The sequence below is a fragment of the Pseudomyxococcus flavus genome, assembly GCF_050038885.1.
GTDB lineage: Bacteria > Myxococcota > Myxococcia > Myxococcales > Myxococcaceae > Myxococcus > Myxococcus flavus.
The window spans coordinates 6,149,224-6,166,122 of sequence record NZ_CP143624.1 but is presented as its reverse complement, the minus strand read 5'-3'; the positions used below and the strand labels follow the sequence as shown (position 1 = coordinate 6,166,122).

Annotated in this window: 11 protein-coding genes; 7 read left to right on the top strand and 4 right to left on the bottom strand. The window is 68.9% G+C overall.

Features of this window, described 5'->3' with window-relative positions; translation table 11 throughout:
* Window positions 1–292: 292 nt before the first annotated feature.
* Window positions 293–2,971, bottom strand: a complete 2,679-nt coding sequence (locus VZL07_RS26035; RefSeq protein WP_426750390.1) for a carboxypeptidase regulatory-like domain-containing protein — start codon at window positions 2,969–2,971, stop codon at window positions 293–295.
* A 399-nt stretch (window positions 2,972–3,370) separates the two neighbouring features.
* On the opposite strand from VZL07_RS26035, the gene VZL07_RS26030 reads away from it, so the two are divergent.
* From VZL07_RS26030 to VZL07_RS26020, 3 genes are all read left to right on the top strand, one after another.
* Window positions 3,371–4,159, top strand: a complete 789-nt coding sequence (locus VZL07_RS26030) for a hypothetical protein (RefSeq protein ID WP_426750389.1) — start codon at window positions 3,371–3,373, stop codon at window positions 4,157–4,159.
* A 187-nt stretch (window positions 4,160–4,346) separates the two neighbouring features.
* The gene (locus VZL07_RS26025; protein ID WP_426750387.1) at window positions 4,347–5,267 is read left to right on the top strand and encodes a TolB family protein; all 921 of its coding nucleotides are present in this window, start codon (window positions 4,347–4,349) and stop codon (window positions 5,265–5,267) included.
* 170 nt (window positions 5,268–5,437) lie between these two features.
* Entirely contained in the window at window positions 5,438–5,959 is a 522-nt protein-coding gene (locus VZL07_RS26020; RefSeq protein ID WP_426750386.1) for a hypothetical protein, read from the top strand.
* Between the two features lie 104 nt (window positions 5,960–6,063).
* On the opposite strand, the gene VZL07_RS26015 is transcribed toward VZL07_RS26020, so the two are convergent.
* Together VZL07_RS26015 and VZL07_RS26010 are read right to left on the bottom strand one after the other, a co-directional pair.
* Window positions 6,064–6,666, bottom strand: coding sequence for a hypothetical protein (locus tag VZL07_RS26015; RefSeq protein WP_426750385.1), 603 nt, complete (start codon window positions 6,664–6,666; stop codon window positions 6,064–6,066).
* 88 nt (window positions 6,667–6,754) lie between these two features.
* Complete coding sequence (locus tag VZL07_RS26010; RefSeq protein WP_426750384.1) at window positions 6,755–8,749, bottom strand: WD40 repeat domain-containing protein; 1,995 nt, start codon at window positions 8,747–8,749, stop codon at window positions 6,755–6,757.
* 279 nt (window positions 8,750–9,028) lie between these two features.
* On the opposite strand from VZL07_RS26010, the gene VZL07_RS26005 reads away from it, so the two are divergent.
* Together VZL07_RS26005 and VZL07_RS26000 are read left to right on the top strand one after the other, a co-directional pair.
* Window positions 9,029–10,555 carry a fibronectin type III domain-containing protein gene (locus VZL07_RS26005; RefSeq protein WP_426750383.1) on the top strand — a complete coding sequence of 509 codons (1,527 nt, stop codon included), beginning with the start codon at window positions 9,029–9,031 and terminating at the stop codon, window positions 10,553–10,555.
* 184 nt (window positions 10,556–10,739) lie between these two features.
* Complete coding sequence (locus tag VZL07_RS26000; protein WP_426750382.1) at window positions 10,740–11,072, top strand: hypothetical protein; 333 nt, start codon at window positions 10,740–10,742, stop codon at window positions 11,070–11,072.
* A 266-nt stretch (window positions 11,073–11,338) separates the two neighbouring features.
* Here the strand turns inward: VZL07_RS26000 and VZL07_RS25995 are convergent, their stop codons facing one another.
* The gene (locus VZL07_RS25995) at window positions 11,339–13,669 is read right to left on the bottom strand and encodes a TonB-dependent receptor domain-containing protein (RefSeq protein ID WP_426750381.1); all 2,331 of its coding nucleotides are present in this window, start codon (window positions 13,667–13,669) and stop codon (window positions 11,339–11,341) included.
* A gap of 287 nt (window positions 13,670–13,956) precedes the next feature.
* Here VZL07_RS25995 and VZL07_RS25990 point away from each other — a divergent pair, with 287 nt between their 5' ends.
* Together VZL07_RS25990 and VZL07_RS25985 are read left to right on the top strand one after the other, a co-directional pair.
* Window positions 13,957–15,405, top strand: a complete 1,449-nt coding sequence (locus VZL07_RS25990; protein ID WP_426750380.1) for an FAD-binding oxidoreductase — start codon at window positions 13,957–13,959, stop codon at window positions 15,403–15,405.
* Between the two features lie 96 nt (window positions 15,406–15,501).
* Complete coding sequence (locus tag VZL07_RS25985) at window positions 15,502–16,665, top strand: class I SAM-dependent methyltransferase (protein ID WP_426750379.1); 1,164 nt, start codon at window positions 15,502–15,504, stop codon at window positions 16,663–16,665.
* The last annotated feature ends 234 nt before the right edge of the window (window positions 16,666–16,899 follow it).

Genomic DNA, 16,899 nt, shown 5'->3' with positions numbered 1-16,899 from the left:
CGGGCAAGACGGGTGGACAACCGCAACTCCTGGCAATAGGCGGCGGATGCACGCGGGCCGCGAATGGCCACGCGCGTCCAGAGCGCCTGACTTGGCACATGGGGCGGCCCTCTCCCGGTGCACACTCAGCAAGGACGCTGGCGCGCGGGACAGACCACCCGAGGAACAATGCGGTCATTCGTTAACAGGTCAGGTGGAGCCCGTCTATACTTTTGAGCTCAAACAAACTCGCGCACTGCGAGATGGCCGCCTACACGCTGAGCATGGGGCCGCCACCGGGTGCGCGAGGCGCTCAAGGTGCGCGCATCACCGTCACGGGATAGGTGTGTGACGCCCTGCGGATGAGCAGGGTGGCAGGGCTTCCCGGGGTGCCCAGCTCGCGCTCACGGGCGTCGCCCACGCTGAGGACGGGCGCACCGTCGATGGCGCGCACCACGTCGCCCACGCGCAGGGCCCCCTGGTGCAGGTCCTCCACCAGGGCGCTCACGGTGACGTCCTTGCCGTCCATGCCGAAGGAGATGCCCAGCCGCCCGGGCTCGACACGCGGAGGCCCCAGCTTCCAGTCGCCGACCTCCAGCACCTTCCCGGAGGCCAGGCTCACCTGCCGCTCCGCGCGCGCCGTCGTCCGGCTCCAGGCGATGAGTCGATGTGAGCCGGGCGCGAGGTCCGTCAGGGAGAAGCGGCCGTCAGGCCCGGTCGGGGGCGAGGCGATGCCATCCACGTCCACGAACGCCTCGGCCACGGGGGCGCCCCTGGCGTCCACCAGCCGCCCGGAGACGCCGCCCCCGGCCTCCACCACCACCTCGACCTGCGTCGTCTCCCCAGCGGTGCTGACAGCCTCCACGGCGCCAGCCCGGCCGTCCGCCAGCGTCGCGGAGACGCTGATGGGCCCGGCGGGGACGTCCTCGACGCTGAAGCGGTCGCCCGCGAACTCGAGCTCCTGGCGAGTGAGGTAGTCCTCATCCGAGCGCGTCGCGGAGACCACCAACCGGAAGCCCTCCACCGCCCTGCCGCCGGCCGAGCGCACCGTGCCCGTCAGCCGTCCCCCGGCGGAGAGCTGGAGCGTCACTGACTCTTGCGACACGGGGACCGAGGGGAGCTCCCCCCTGCGGCCGCCGTTGGTGGCCCACACGCGCATCGCGCGGGTGCTGACCGAGTCCGCGACCAGGGTGACCTGCCCCGCGGAATCCGTGAGGTCCTCGAGCAGAATCTCGTTGCTGCCCACATCGCTCGCCATGACGGTGGCCGCGACGCTGGGCGCGCCATTCGGTTCGAGCACGGTGACACGGATGGGATGGCTCGCCTCGCGCACCTGGAGCTCCACCTGCTGCGTCTGGCCCACCTCGACCTCGACGACCTTCTCCTGGTCGCCGTTCTGGTTGCCCGTGTCGGAGAGCCACGCCATGAGCTGGTAGCGCCCCGCGCGGACGCGCATGCGCCACGAGCCATCCCGCTCCGCGGGGACCTGGAGCGCCTCCGTGCGCATCAACCCGACGCGCAGGGCATAGACGGTGACGGGGCGCGGCGGCACGCGGCCGTCCTCCATCCGGACGGTGCCTTCGAGCACGCCCTCTCCGGAGAGCTGGATGCGGACGTGGCTCGTCTCCCCCGCCTTCACCGGCACCCGCTCCCGGACCTGCGTCTGGCTATCCGCACGCCGCGCGGCGACGTACACGTCCACCGCGGGGACGTCCTCCAACGCGAACTGGCCGGCTTCGTCGGTCACCGCGCCCAGGACGCCTCCGAGGGGCTGACGGCCCCAGCGCCACTCCGGCGTCACGTGGATGCCTGCCAGGGGCTGGGCATCCTCGTCCACGACCGTTCCCTCGATGCGGCCGTTCGCGTCCAGCTCCGCCACGAGCTCGAAGCGCTGGCCATCCAGCACGCTGATGCCACGGCGCTCCATTGCCTGGAAGCCTCGAGCCTGGACGCGCACGGTGTACGTCCCGGGCGCGAGCCCATCCACCTCGAAGCGGCCCTCGGCCGTGGTGACGGCGCTCGCGACGGGCACGGGCTCGGCGCTGGGAATGAGCGTCAGCGCCCCCGGGGTGATGGCCACGGCCGCGCCGCCAATGGGCTCTCCCGCGCCCTTGCGCCGCACCCATCCCGTCATCGACGCGGCGCTTCCCAGCCGGATGCGCAGGTCGCGCACCGTCATGCCCGCGCCCACCACGACGCGCCCCGGCGCCGTCCCGGTGAGCGCCCCCTGCCGGGCGGAGACCTCGTAGACCCCGGGAACGACTTCCAGGGAGAAACCGCCGCCCTCGCTGGTCTCCGCGCTGAGGGGAGCGCCCATGCCAGAGGCCGTGACGAGCGCCCTCGCCACGGGCGCGCCGTCCGCGTTCTCGACGAAGCCCTCGATGAAAGCCGAGCCGTCCAGCTCGACGATGAGCCCCGACGCGGGGACGTGGATGCGCTCGATGTGCCGGGGTGCATGCCCGGGCGCGAGGGCCTCGAGCCGGTACTCACCCGGCGCCAGGCCCTCGAAGCGGAAGCCACCGCGCGCATCACTGGAGAGGGTGTGCTGCTCTTCCTCGGGAACATCCGGTGCGCGGACCGCCAGGAGGGTGCGCGGCGTGAGTGTGAGCTGCGCGAGCGAGACGGGCTCACGCGTCGCCCGCGCCACCGTCGTGCCTTCCAGCACCACGCCCGCGCCGAGCGTGAGGCGCACCTGCGTCAGGGCCTCGCCACGCGGCCGGGCGACGCCGGCGCGAGCGGTCGCGAATCCTTCGGCCTTCGCGGTGACGAGGTAATTCCCAGGCCGGGCGGGGAGCGTCACCCGCCCCTCGGCGTCGGTGGTGCCACGCCCCGCGATGAACCAGGCCGCCCGGCCCCTTCGGATGTCGCGGGCTCCGAGGACGTACAAGGTGACACGCGCCCCGGGCTTCGGTCCTGAAGCTTCGACGACCTCGACCTGGAGTCGCCCCTCCTGCTCGCGCATCGGCTCGGCCACCAGGGGGGTCCCCGCCATGGCCTGCACGGGCGGGCCAGGAGGCGCGCTGCCTGCTCCGGCCGGGGCCGCGGAAGCCGCCTCACTGCCCGTATGCGGCGCGGCGTCCCCCACCCTTGCCGAGGCGGGGGCCTCATCCGACGGCGACAGCACCCGCCATGCGAGGGCAGCGCACAGAACAACCGCGACGATTGCCATCACGAAGGTCTGCTTTCGAGCCATGCGGCCTCCCAAGCGCACCATCCTGCCTCCAGCGGAGGCCCGACAGCCAGTCCAGGGACTCCTTGAAAGCTCAGCAATGGCCGTGGGCATCCCCCGTCAGACCCGCCCACCCGAGCCCTCCACGTGACGGGGGCGCTCGGCTCTAGAATATCCAGGAAGCCGGGCCGTCACGGCCATGAGCCCCCCTCGGAGCCTGCCATGTGCCGCCGCATCGCCCGACTCCTCCCGTTCTGCCTCCTCGCCACGGCCTGCGGGTCCTCCGCGCGACAGCAGGCCTTGCTGGAGCGCCGTGAGACCATCCGCGACTCGAATGCGGCCTTCGCGAAGGAGGCGTTCGCCAACTACCGCAGCAGCGACGGGTTCCAGGAGACGCGGTGGGGCATGTCTCCCGAGGACGTGAAGGCCCTGTATCCCGAGGCGTGGACGACCTCACCGCAGGGCGACCTGCGCGTCACCCAGGAGGTGGCGGAGCGCCCAGCCACGCTGGACTTCCTCTTCGTGCAGCACAAGCTCGCCGCCGTGTCGGTGGTGTTCAAGGCTTCCGGCCCGCTGCGCGACGAGTTCAGCGCCTTGGCGAGGGCGCTTCGGGTGAAGTACGGCGAGCCGGTCCTGGAACGGGACACCGCCGCCGACGCCGAGGCCCGGCTGCGACGAATTGAATCCAACAACCGGCTCACGGAGAGCAACGCGCGCCTGCGGGAGCTGAACAAGCCCCGGCAAGAGCGCTCGAACCGCGACCCCGTGGACCCCAGCGACAGGGCCTGGGAGGAGGAGGCACGGATGGACAACCTCCAGGCCCAGCTCGACTACGCCCTGGAGCAGGGCTGGAAGAATCCCCAGACGGAGCTTCGTCTGTCTGGACAGCGGACGCCGGACAGCCAGCAGCTCACGCTCGTGTACCTGAGCCGCTTCCTCAAGCCCCACCTGAAGGAGACGCTGTCCGATGAGGACACGCACCGGGTGCTCCGGCAGGCTCAGGATCTCTAGCCCCGCGCCACGTCGGCCGCGCCAGCAAGGTCCGCTTGCTGGCCATTCCTGGCGTCGTCCCAGCGCCGCGCCTGTTCATCCCTGGCGGCGCTCGCTTCGTCCCTGAATCACAGACAGGCCCGCGGGCCACGCGTACCTCTGGAGCCCTGGCAGGGATGTCCCTGCCTCCCTCCAAGAGGAGCCTGTCATGCCTTCTCCGTTGCGCCGTCTCCCCACGCTGCTCACCGCGCTCGCGCTTTCCGTCGCCTTCCCCGCGTCCGCCTCCGCCCCGCGCACCCCGCGGGTGCTCTCTCCCGGCTTCATCTCCCTGCCGGAGCAGGAGGAATACCGCATCGCCTTCTCCCCCGACGGCCGCACGGCCTACTGGGGCGTGAGCACGGGCTTCTTCCCCGCCGACCGGCAGGCCACCATCGTCTACTCCGAGTGGCGGCACGGGCGTTGGACGGAGCCTCGCGTGGCGCCCTTCTCCGGCGAGTACGCGGACATCGACCCGTTCATCTCGCCCGACGGGCGCCGCCTGTTCTTCTCCTCCATCCGCCCCGTCAACGGCGTGCCTCGCGATGACGTCGAGCTGTGGGTGGTCGAGCGCAAGCGCGACGGCAGCTGGGGTGAGCCGCGCCACCTGGGCGAGGCCGTCCACAGCACCGCGGATGAGCTGTACCCGAGCGTGGACGCCGAGGGGACACTGTACTTCGGCTCGGACCGCGAGGGCGGCTACGGCGGCTGGGACGTGTGGCGCTCGCGCCTGCAACGCGACGGCACCTATGGCCCGGCGGAGAACCTGGGGCCCGCCATCAACACCGGGCTGTGGGAGTTCAACCCCAACATCACCCCGGACGGACGGACGCTGCTCTTCGCATCCATCGACCGGCCGGAGGGCTTCGGCTCAGGCGACCTGTACGTCGCGAAGCGGGGCCGCTGGGGCTGGCAGCCCGCCCGCAACCTGGGCCCCACGGTGAACACCGAGCTGGACGAGTACCACCCCACGCTCTCGCCCGACCACGACACGCTCTACTTCGTGCGTCACCAGTACGAGCCCTTCGTGCCGGGTGACCTCTACCACGTCCGCGTCGGCCGCCTCCTGTCCGACGCCGGATCGTGCGACTGACGAGCGCCGGCACGCGACAAAGCCTCCCAGGCGCTCCGCCTGCGGGGATGTTTCACGTGTGACACCGGGTCCCCGGTGAAACATGCGCCAGGCACACTGCGTGTGTCCTGGCTCACCCTCATGGTAGAGACGGTGTCTGCTGAATTCACCTCCAACCCCGAGTTCCCTCCATGACCTCCATCTCCAGAAAAGCGCTCACCCTCCTCGTGTTCTTCATGGCTTCTTCCGCGTCCGCCGCGGAGATGTGGGCCGAGGGGCGATCGGTGCTGCACGCCTGCGACTATGGCTACGCCTATGAAGCGCAGGTGAACCTCTCGTACCGGAACTACGACCTGCCCTGGGGCACGTCCGTGTATCTCATCTACGGCTGGGGCGGGCTCGACAGCTTCGTTCCGTTCGACTGGGAGAACGAGCAGACCATCGAGGTCTTCGCCTCGGCGCCGTGGACGTGGAGCACCACGGTGACGAGCATCACCTCCAATCGCACGTCGCCCAAGTGGTACGAGCACCTCGACCACGTCTGGAAGGTCGTGCTCCCCAACGGACATGTGTTCTACGAGAAGGGCAACAGCTCCACCTGGGGCTACTACTCGGCGAGCCTCCTCAGCATCGCCGAGCGCCCATGCACGTCGAATGGCGACTTCGTGGGCCCCATGTACCCGCTGACCGTCACCACCGTCGAGAAGTGGTGACCCCCGCTCCGTGCAGGCCAGGCTTGCGACACACGCCGGTGTCACACGCAATGGCTTGCACGGGCGCCTCCTCCGGACCGAGCTCGGCGCTCGCGGGTGAAGCCTCAGTCCCTGAAGTACCAGGTGAGTGCGAGGACGCCGCGCCACGGGCCACTTCGCGCCTCCACCTGCTGCCGGGTACCCGCCCCGCCATCGCGAAAGCGGGCACCGCCCAGGGGCCACGCCTTGTCCACCTCCAGCGACATGCCCAACCGGGAGGAGAGCGGCCACTCCATCAGGGCGCCCGCCGTGACGAAGGGCAATGTCGGGTCGCTGTCGATGAACCGCACGCCCGCGGTGGTGCCCAGCCGGAAGGAGTGGCCCAGGGGGAGCATCACCCGCGCTCCGCCTCCCAGCGAACGGTAGGGGCCCTCTCGCCCGACACTGAGCTCGGCGGCGAGAAAGGCGCCCAGCACGCCCCGATAGTCATAACCCGCGCGGAGCCCCAGCCCCGCGCCCGCTCCGTAACGCACTTCATCGGCCCGGCCCTCGGCAGGCTCCGTCACGTCCTTCCGGAACCCCGAGCTCGCCAGGCCATGCGCCCCCAGCCAGAAGCCGTTCCAGCCATGCTCCCGGGCAATCCCCTCATCCGCCTTGGCAGCGCCCAGAGGTCCGAGCAACGCCAACACCACGGCCAGGGCCTGGCATGTCGCGATGGCTGTCTTCACCTGCTCCATGTCCTCGCCAGGGAAGCCCGGGCCCCTCCCCCTCCATCCCGTGCGGGAGCAAACCATGAAGCCGGGAGCGGCTGCATGCTCAATGCAGCGTGAAGATGCGCTGGCCTGCGTCCCAGGACACGCCCAGCCTCCGCAAGGTGGGCGACACGTCAGTGCCCACGGGCGGGGGCGATGCATGGGCTTTGAAACGAAGCAGCCGCAGGGTCCGGTCCGAGGCAGACGACGCCAGCCAGGCGCCATCCGGCGAGAAGGCCACGGCGGAGGCGAAGCCCTGCTGGCCGGGGACCTCGCCCATCAGCGCGCCATCTGGGAGGCTCCAGAGCTTCACCTCACCACCCATTCCGCCCGAGGCCAGGAACCGCTCACCGGGCGCCACCGCCAGCGAGAAGACACCCACCGTGCGCTCGTCCATGGCGAGCAGCAGACGGCCGTCGTCGACATCCCAGAGTCGGATGGGTTGGCGCATCCCGGCGGTCAGCAGCGCACCGGACGACAGGAAGGCCACGGCACGAACCCGGTCCCCCGCCTCCAGGACGCGCAGCTGCGTTCCGCGCTCCACGTCCCAGACGCGCACGCTGTGGTCCGCGGCCCCCGACGCCAGCCGGCGCCCGCTCGTGTCGAAAGCCAGGGCCCAGGCCTTCCCGCGATGCCCCACCAGCCGCGCCACCTCGGTCCCCGAGGGAACCGCCCAGACCAGGATGTCGTGCCCCACGCCCGCGGCAAGCAGCGAGCCCTCCGGATTGAAAGCCAGCGCCCGGATGGACTCACGCGAGGCGGGGACCGACATGACCTCGCGCCCTGACCGCGCATCCCTCACGCGCACCTCGCCCTGCAACGTCCCCACCGCCACCCGCCCGTGCTTCACGTTCGCGGCGACGACGCCCACTGCGTCCGGCGACGCGGGCCGCGATGAAACCTCACCACTGGACGAAAGCGACCACGGGTGAAGGCCGGACTCCCCTCCCGACACGAAGGTGTCGGGCCCCACGAAGGCCAGCGTCTCCATCCAGACGGGCAGGTCTCGCAGCAGGACGTCCGGGGAAACCTCCGGCCGTGACCAGACTTTCAGGACGCCGTCCATGCCGCCGGAGGCGTACGTGCGGCCATCCGGTGACAAGGCCACGGACATGACGAACGTCCGATGCGCATCCAGCCGCTCCACCACCTCGCCATCGCGCACGTCCACGCGCTGGACCCGCCCTTCCCAACCCGCCTGCACGAGCTGCTCGAAGCGGCCATCGATGGCGACCGCGGAGAGCTCGCCGGAGGGGCGTTGCACGTCGAGCAGCGCCCCCGTCCTGGCGCTCCAGAAGCGGATGGACCGGTCCGCCGCCGCCGTCATCACCCGTTCCCCATCCGCCGAGAAGGCACAGGACTCCACCTTGTCGCCGTGCCCCGTCAGGCGATGCAGCTCGCGGCGTGCCGCCAGGTCCCACACCCTCGCGGTCCGGTCCAGGCTCGTCGAGACCAGTCGGCCGCCCTCCGAGGAGAAGGCCACGGCGGTGGCGATGTCGTCGTGGGAGAAGCGAAGCAGCTCCGCACCATCCCGGACGTTCCAGACGCGCACCGTCCGGTCCAGGCCCGCGGACGCCAGGCGCTCGCCATCGGGCGAGAAGGCCAGGCCCCGGACGACGTCCGTGTGCCCGGCCAGCAGCGCCACCCTGCGGCCCTGCTGCCAGTCCCAGAGCCACAACGCCCCGGGCCGTCCTGCGGCGGCCAACCACCGCCCGTCGGGCGAGAAGGCGACGGCATGGACCTCCGCCTCATGGCCCTTCAGCTCCGCCACCCGCGCTCCTGACTTCACGTCCCAGACGCGTACGACAGCGTCGTAGCCACCCGACGCCAGCAGCTTCCCGTCGGGCGAGAATGCCAGTGCCAGGACCGAGCCCTCGAAGCGCTGCGTCCACCGCAGGGACGAAGCGCGCGCCTCCGCCCACGCCTGTCCCCAGCGCGCGGCCGGTGAGTCCTCCTGCTGCCGCGCGGCCGCGAAGTACCCCGCCGCCGGGCCCCACTGCTTCGCCTCCACAGCGGCGTCACCTCGCGCCCGGAAGAGCTCCGACCTGACGGCTCGCACCCCGCCCTCGTCGGCGCGACGGTGCGCGGCACAAGACACCGCGAGCAGGACGAGAACGCACCACCCCATGCGAAGGACCATGCGCCTTCATCGCCCGACCCAGGCACCGAGGACAACTCCCGTGGCGCGGCCCGCCCCGCTCACGATGTGCCTTCGATGTTTCGCGAGAAGGGTCACTCCGCATTCTAGGATTTGAATGCAACTCCATCCATCGCGGTCCCCGCCGCCCGAGAGCCCCCCATGTCCCTCCCCCTTTGATACAGCCGTGCATTTCTGCTGATGAGCGCCTTGATGTCGCCGCTGGGCTGCGGCCCCCTGCCCGACGCCGGCGACGTGTCCACCATCGATGACCTGGACAGCGTGGAAGCGGCCCTGACGGCTCCGACGCTGCTCTCCGCGACCGCGGGCGACGCGAAGGTGACGCTGCGCTGGAGCCCGGGGCCGCTCGGCACGGAGCAGTACCAGGTCCGCTACCGTGTCGAGGGTGGGAGCTGGAACTACCGAGGCGCCGGAGCCACCACGACCTATGACGTCAACGGACTGACCAACGGCACCCGCTACGAGTTCCGGGTGCGCATCAAGGGCTCGACATCGGAGACGACCTCCAACTACTCGAACGCGCAGTACGCGACGCCGACCGCGACGCTGGCGGACTGCACTGGACCGGCCGTCCGCCACATCACCCCCACCGGGGCTGGCAGCCGCGACGGACTGACGGCGCAGAACGCGGGAACGATGTCCAACTTGAACGCCTTCATCGAAGCGGTGGGGCCGGGCGGCCAGGTCTGCATCCACGGCGGCACCTATTCCACGGGACACACCGTCTCCCGGGGTGGTACCGCGGAAGCACCCGTCACCATCAGGGGCTTCAACGGACGACCGCTCTTCCAGTCCACGTTCGACGCCACCACGCGAGCGAAGACGGGCCCCGTCGCGTTCAACGTGCGCGCCAGCCACCTCGTCTTCGAGAACCTGGACTTCCACCGCGTCGGCACCTGCTTCGGGTTCAAGGCGGTGACCCCCACCACGAACGTGACGCTCCAGCACTTCCGGGCGGAGAACGTCGCCACGTGCGTGGACATCGAGCGCTCCAAGACGGCGGCCTTCACGGACCTCACCGTGCGCGATGCCATGATTCTGATGTTCACCCGTGGCGGCATCTTCCTGGCCTCGGGCACGGCCGGAGCGCTCATCGAGGACGCGTATATTGACATGCAGCCCGAGCGCATGGGCGGCCAGGGCAGCGACTACCCGGTGGGCATCGCCCTCTACGACACCACGCGTGACGTCGTCATCCGCAGGGCCACCGTGCTCAACGTCGTGGGCAAGAAGACCGACTACACCCAGGGCGACGGCATCGATGGCGAGAGCACTGCGAGCGACGTCGTCGTCGAGGACAGCTACTTCCGCGGCTCGCAGGACGGCTGCATCGATACCAAGGTCCGGAACATGCTCATCCGCGATACCGTCGCCGCCGAATGCAAGCGCAACTTCCGCCTCTGGAACTCGGTGACGCCGGGCCCCCGCGTGGCGTCGGTGTCCAGCTACCAGCCGCGAGACGCCCACTTCTTCATGCGCTCGGGCACCAGCACCTCCACGGATGTAGCCGTGTACTCCAGCAATGCCTCGCGGCTGGTCGCGTATGACTGCTCCACGACGTGCGTCTTCAACGTCAATGGCATCCAGGGAACGCTGCTCGATGCCAGCCGGCTGAACGCCACGGGCTCCGTGACCGGCAACACTTTGGTCTACGGCCAGACCGTCACGGTTCCTGCCGTGCCCAATCCCACGCGCTTCACGCCGTAGCCCCGTCCCCACCCGGGACTTCATGGCCAGCTGGAGCCCGAGCGGCGATGTCAGCCATTGACCACTCAGTCCAGCATTGCTTGTCCTTGATTGATTGCATTGCTAGACAAGACATGCCGGACGATTCTCCTCTCATCCGGTGGCGCCGCCCCCGGCGTCCTCACCTCCAATGGAAGGCATGACCATGAAGAAGCTGCTCTTGGGAATGTTCCTGGCGACGATGCCACTCGTGGGATGCGGAGCGGAAGAAGCAGCCAACCCGTCGGAGACCGGCCAGGTGGTATCCACGGCTGACGGCCGCGAGATGGTCATCGAGCAGCGGACCGCTGCTCCGGGCGAGCAGGCCCCGGAAGTTGGCGCCGCCAACGTCAGCGTGTCCGAGAACGACCTCGCCTGTTGGGTGGTGCTCGACTACTGCCGTCACCCCGACACGGGCCGGCCCCATTGTACGGCCACGGGCTGCACCCTCGCCGAGGCCATTGAGCACTGCCAGGCGCTCATCGACCAGACCTGCTGAGTGGTGATGGTGGACCACGGGTCCTCCCGGCGTCGGCCGGAAGGGCCCGTGTCGTTCTGCGCCTGAGCAGACGCGGACTCCAGCGAGCGACACCGAACCGTCACGGTGCGCGCGCCGGTGTTCCGCACGCCGAGCAACGCACATTGGTGGCGCCTTGTTGCCGGAATACGGACACCACGCGCCGCCCACTCATGCGGACGTCGCCGCAACGCCGCGATTCATGCCCAGTGGGCACGTCACATCGCGGCCCGAGTGAGCCCGGCCACTCAAAAGGTATAGCGCACCCCGAACCGCACCTGCCGTGGCGACAAGGGCCGCAGAGGACTCGGTCCCGCCATCTCCATGGGAATTCTCGCGTCCATCCGCGCCGGGGGCTGTGCGTTGAGCAGATTGAGCGCGTCGAGGTTGAACGACAGCGACTGCCGCCTTGGCAGGGACTGCTCCAGGCTCACGTGGGCGTCGAGCACATGAATCCACGGGGCGCGCCCCACGCCTCCCTCCAAGGGCGTGCCAGAGACGCCCTGGTACGTCAGGCCTGCCCACATGGCATGCGTGTACGAGAGGTAGAACGGCCGGGTACTGGTGAATTTGATGGAATGCGTGCGGTCGGCTGGCAGCAGCTGCTGACGAGGCAGGGGCCGTCCTGCCTCGGCCCCGAGCGGGTCCGTCTGATTGCCGTGGAGTCTCGAGCGCGTGTAGCTGAGCTCGGACTTCCACTGGCGGTGGTACGCATGCAGCGACAACGTGACGGCGTCATGGTTTCGCACGGCCTTCGGGAGCGCCGCCGTGAGTCCGGAGCCTGGATTGCCAATCAGGACTCCGTCTTCGCCGGGCGTGAGGATGCTCGCGAGTGCACCATCCAGGTTGCGCCGGGTGTACTGCGCAGTCACCTGCAACGAGAGATTGCCATTCCTGATTGGAGAGAACTCCCGTGATGCCGCCAGAAGGAACTCATTCAAGGACGTCGGGCGCAGACCGGGGTCGATGGTGACAGGCAGCGGCTGCCCCGTGTCCACCAGACCGAGTGGCACCTGGTCATGGTACCTCGCGAAATGCGCAACGAACGCCGTCCCGAAGTGAGCGGTCGGCGTGACGACGATGCCCGCGCGAGGCGAAAGCTGGTAGCGGGTGAGCACGGAGCGTCCCCCCGTCGCGGCCCGCAGGGACTGCACGTCATAGCGGAGGCCGCCATTGACTGCGAAGTAAGGAGACACATTCCACCGGTCCTGCACGTAGCCGCCCAGCACGGTGCTTGCGGACCGGGACTCCACCGGCAGCATCCGGTCATGCACCGTGTGTTCCGTGTCCAGGCCCACCTCCAGGTGGTGGGTGCCCACGACGTTCAGCAAATACAGCCCTCGGGCCTTCGCTTGAAAGCGACGCTGCTGGCGACGCGTCTCGCCAGTCGAGGCGTGACGGGAGACCTGCTGGTTCAGCCACCCTGCCGTGAGCTTGAGCAGCAGTCGTTTGTCCAGTACCTGGCCGGCGTAATCGACCATGGCCATGACCGTGTCCACGTCACTCTCCCTGGATACCCGTGAGGCCTCCAGCTCGCGCAGTACGGACGGCGTGCCGAGGACGGAGAGAGACACGCCATGGTCGGGAGTGGGCTGGTACATCAGCCGACCCACCGCCTGGACACCGCGCTGTTCCACCTGGGTGCCGTGCTGCTCGATGCGGCTGAGCACCGGAGTAACACCCGCGAAGAACGAGAGCCGGTTCCGGAGGAGCGGGCCACCCAGCGTCACGCCAAAGTCTCCCAGGTTCACGAGCCCATCCCGTGTGGAGAAGCCCGTGCCAGCGCCGCCCCTGGGCTTGCGCGTTCCTTCCAGGCCCCCCGGCGTCCAGTACGCGAATGCGGAGCCGTAGAAGCAGGAACATCCCGGCTTCAAGCGCGTCTCGAGGATGCCACCACTCGCGCGTCCCCGGTCCGGCATGGCCCCACCCGCGTGGACCGTCACGGTTCTGACGAGCTCCAGGCTGAGCGGAAGCAGGTTCAGCCCGGAGAGGGCATCTCGCGTGGACAGCCCCTCCAGCAGGAAGCCATTCTCGAATGCCGTCGCGCCCCGGACGGAGAAGCCATATGGAACGTCCAGGACGCCAGGAACCAGCTCCGCCAGTCTTTCCGCGGCGCGGAGTCCACCCGCCTGCCCCATGGGCCTGCTGAGCGCCAGCTTCTGGAGCCTCCGGGGCTCCAGGTGCGGAGTGGCCGGGTGGAGCCATTCATCGGAGGCATGCTCGCAGTCCACGAGGTAGTGGAGATAGACCTTGGGCTGCAGGGCCGTGTCGACTCGCACCGTCGCCCCCTCCACAACGGCGAACGCTGCCTGCACATGAGCGTGGTACCGGTCCCGTTCGAAGTGAAGCACGTAACGGCCCGGCGGAACGCCCTCGATGCGATAGCCCCCGGAGGCATCGGTCACCGCCCTCAGCACCTCCTTCAGCGTGGGAGCGTTTGCCGTCACAACAACCCCCTGAAGGGGCTTGGACTTCTCCCCATCGAGGACGGTGCCCACGATGACCGCTGGCGGTGGTGATGGTGACGAAGCCCCTGTGGTCAGCACAGCGGCCAGGACGACTCCCGTGAGTCGAAGCATCCCCCTCAAGCCCATGGAGCCAGCATGGCATGGCTGTCTGCCCATGGCTCGGCTCTTGAAAATAGGCACCAAATCGCAACCATCTTCTCCCTTTGGCAGACATTTGTGCCGTCAGAGCGCTACGGCGACGGACCCGCCAAGCGCCCCGCCCGCGTCCGTCCTTCTGCGCGTGCGTGAGCGCCTCTTCACGCCTTCCTGCCCTGAACCGTGCGTGGCGCTCGCATGTCATCCCTAGCTTGGCTGTAGGGGCCGCTCACACGAATCCCGGTCCCGAAGAGGAGATTGCCATGCCCCTGGATCCTCAGCGTGAACCCACGCAGGCAACGGGAAGCGCCCTGCCCGGGCTGCCCCTGGATGATGTCGAGCAGCTACGCGCCCGCTTGCGTGGCGGGCTGGTGCGCCCGGGAGACGCCGACTACGAGGAGAGCTGCCGCGTCTACAACGCCATGATTCACAAGCACCCGGCGCTCATCGTCCGCTGCGCCGACGTGGCGGACGTCATTGCCGCGGTGGCGTTCGCTCGCGAGCATCGGCTCACGCTCGCGGTCCGCGGCGGCGGGCATAATGGCGGCGGACTGGGCACCTGTGACAACGGACTCGTCATCGACCTGTCGCGCATGCGAGGCGTCCGAGTGGACCCCAGCGCACGCACGGTGCGCGTCGCGGGAGGAAGCGTCTGGGGAGACGTGGACCACGCCGCCCATGCCTTCGGGCTCGCCGTTCCCTCGGGCATCATCTCCACCACGGGCGTGGGCGGGCTCACGCTGGGAGGCGGCCTGGGTCATCTCACGCGTCGCTTCGGCCTGACGATTGATAGCCTGCTCGCCGTGGACATGGTGCTGGCGGACGGGCGCTTCGTCACCGCGAGCGCCGAGGACCACCCGGACCTGTTCTGGGCCGTGCGCGGCGGCGGCGGCAACTTCGGCGTCGTCACCTCGTTCCTCTTCCGAGGCCACCCGGTGAGCACCATCCTGGGTGGCCCTACCCTCTGGCCACTGGAGCGCGCGGAGGAGGTGATGCGTTGGTACCGCGAGTTCATTCCCTCCGCGCCGGAGACCCTCAACGGGTTCTTTGCGTTCCTGGTCGTCCCTCCAGGGCCCCCATTCCCCGCGTCACTTCACCTGAAGAAGATGTGCGCGGTGGTCTGGTGCTACACCGGAGAGCCAGCGCTCGCGGATGCCCTGTTCGAGCCCGTGCGCGCCATGGCCCCGGCGCTCTTCGGTGTGCAGGCCATGCCCTTCCCCGCCTTGCAGAGCGCATTCGACGCGCTCTACCCGCCGGGGCTCCAGTGGTACTGGCGCGCGGACTTCGTAAGAGAGCTCGGGGACGAAGCCATCTCCCGGCACGTGGCCTTCGCCCACCGGCTGCCCACGATGCTCTCCACCATGCATCTCTATCCCATCGACGGTGCGGCACACCGGGTGGCGCCGGGCGACACGGCCTTCAGCTTTCGGGACGCGCGCTGGGCCGAGGTCATCGTCGGCGTCGACCCTGCCCCGGACAAGGCGCGGGACATCACCGCCTGGACGAAGGATTACTGGGCCGCGCTGCACCCCTATTCCGCGGGCGGCGCCTACGTGAACTTCATGATGGACGAAGGCCAGGAGCGCGTGCAGGCGACCTATCGCGGCAACTACGAACGGCTGGTGGAGGTGAAGGAGCGCTACGACCCCGACAACCTCTTCCACGTGAACCAGAACATCCGCCCCGGAGCCGGAAAACCGCTGCATCACTAGGCGACAGAGCACGCCTCCCAGTGCTCGCCTGATGCTGCGGGCATTGGTACCCTCCCACGCCTTGGTTCGGCCCCCCCCGACCACGAGGAGAGAGGCATGGCAATGGGCTTCGAGTCGTACAAGATGGCAGACCCCGCGCTCGTGGCGAGTGTTCGTGAGGCGCTGCTCCAGTCCTACTTCGCGGATTTCGATCCCAGCTTCCTGAATACCCAAGCTGGACAGTCGGATATCGCGGACCACGTGGACGGCCGCTACAATCGGTGCATCGACCATGTCCTGCCCTGGCTGGCAAGGTACATGAAGTTGGAGGCGGCGGACATCGTCGAGGTGGGCTGTGGCACGGGGTCCAGTACAGCGGCCTTTGCCCAGGTCTCCCGGCACGTCTCGGGTTACGACATCCACACGCCCTCCGTTGCCGCGGCCAGGAGCAGGATGCGCGCGCTGGGACTGAGCAACGTCAAGCTGAGTGTCGTGGAACCCGCCCGACTGCTGGAGACGGTGAAGAAGGAGCATCCCGAAGGAGCAGACGTTTTCGTGCTCTATGCCGTCCTCGAACACCAGACGCCCACTGAGCGCCTGGAGACACTCCGAGTCGGATGGGAATTGCTCCGGCCCGGAGGGATCTTCGTCGTCGTCGATACACCGAACCGGTTGGTCTACTACGACGGCCACACCTCGCTCATGCCCTTCTTCCACCTGCTGCCGCCGGAGCTGGGGTGGCCTTACGCTTCACGCTCGCCGCGGGCGGCCTTCCGGAGCGCCATGGCGCAGGTGTCGGCGGAGGACGCCCCCATGCTCCTGACACGATGGGGATTGGGCGCCAGCCATCACGAAGTCGAGCTGGCCCTGGGCGAGATTGAGCCGCTGCTGGTGGGAACCGGCTTCGAACCGGAGATCCTCTCGATGTTCCCAGTCACGCTCGACGAGGAACTGCTGCGCGTCTACGTGGAGAGAAGCGGCGCCCGTGTCCCTATGGCCTTCACGCGAAACACGCTGAATTTCGTCCTCCGCAAGGGGGACAACACTGACTTCATCGGCCGTCGAAGCGGCCCGCCCCCCTTGCAACATCTCGTCAATCCGCCACTGAGTTCGGCGCAGACTGAACGCATCCGGGAATTGGAGCAGCGCGCGGCCACGCCCCCACTGCGGTATCAGCTCGCCGATCAACTCAACAGTGCCTTCAAGAAGACGGCACTCCACCGGCAGGCACGAAAGCTCGTCCAATGGTCGCTGGAGCGGACCCGCCGCGGCTCGCGCTGAAGCACTGAAGTACCGCCCCGCAGGTCACGCTGAGGCGGGCATCCGGCGACGCAGTGCAGCGCAGGCTGCGCCGCCATGAATGGCTTGGTTGGGCACTTCGCCCAGGCCTCACCTCGGTGAAACATCACATCCCAGAAAATCCGCGCTGAATCCTCACCGCCTGTCGACACGACACACACCACCAGAGGTCAAGTAAGCGGGCGGGGTCGAGCCGACCCAATTTACAGAGCCGCT

Bases quoted from the DNA above. Each gene is read 5' to 3' on its own strand.
- VZL07_RS26035 (WP_426750390.1), bottom strand. From the start codon at position 2,971: ATGGCGGGGACCCCCCTGGTGGCCGAGCCGATGCGCGAGCAGGAGGGG.
- VZL07_RS26030 (WP_426750389.1), top strand. From the start codon at position 3,371: ATGTGCCGCCGCATCGCCCGACTCCTCCCGTTCTGCCTCCTCGCCACG.
- VZL07_RS26025 (WP_426750387.1), top strand. From the start codon at position 4,347: ATGCCTTCTCCGTTGCGCCGTCTCCCCACGCTGCTCACCGCGCTCGCG.
- VZL07_RS26020 (WP_426750386.1), top strand. From the start codon at position 5,438: ATGACCTCCATCTCCAGAAAAGCGCTCACCCTCCTCGTGTTCTTCATG.
- VZL07_RS26005 (WP_426750383.1), top strand. From the start codon at position 9,029: ATGAGCGCCTTGATGTCGCCGCTGGGCTGCGGCCCCCTGCCCGACGCC.
- VZL07_RS26000 (WP_426750382.1), top strand. From the start codon at position 10,740: ATGAAGAAGCTGCTCTTGGGAATGTTCCTGGCGACGATGCCACTCGTG.
- VZL07_RS25995 (WP_426750381.1), bottom strand. From the start codon at position 13,669: ATGCTTCGACTCACGGGAGTCGTCCTGGCCGCTGTGCTGACCACAGGG.
- VZL07_RS25990 (WP_426750380.1), top strand. From the start codon at position 13,957: ATGCCCCTGGATCCTCAGCGTGAACCCACGCAGGCAACGGGAAGCGCC.
- VZL07_RS25985 (WP_426750379.1), top strand. From the start codon at position 15,502: ATGGCAATGGGCTTCGAGTCGTACAAGATGGCAGACCCCGCGCTCGTG.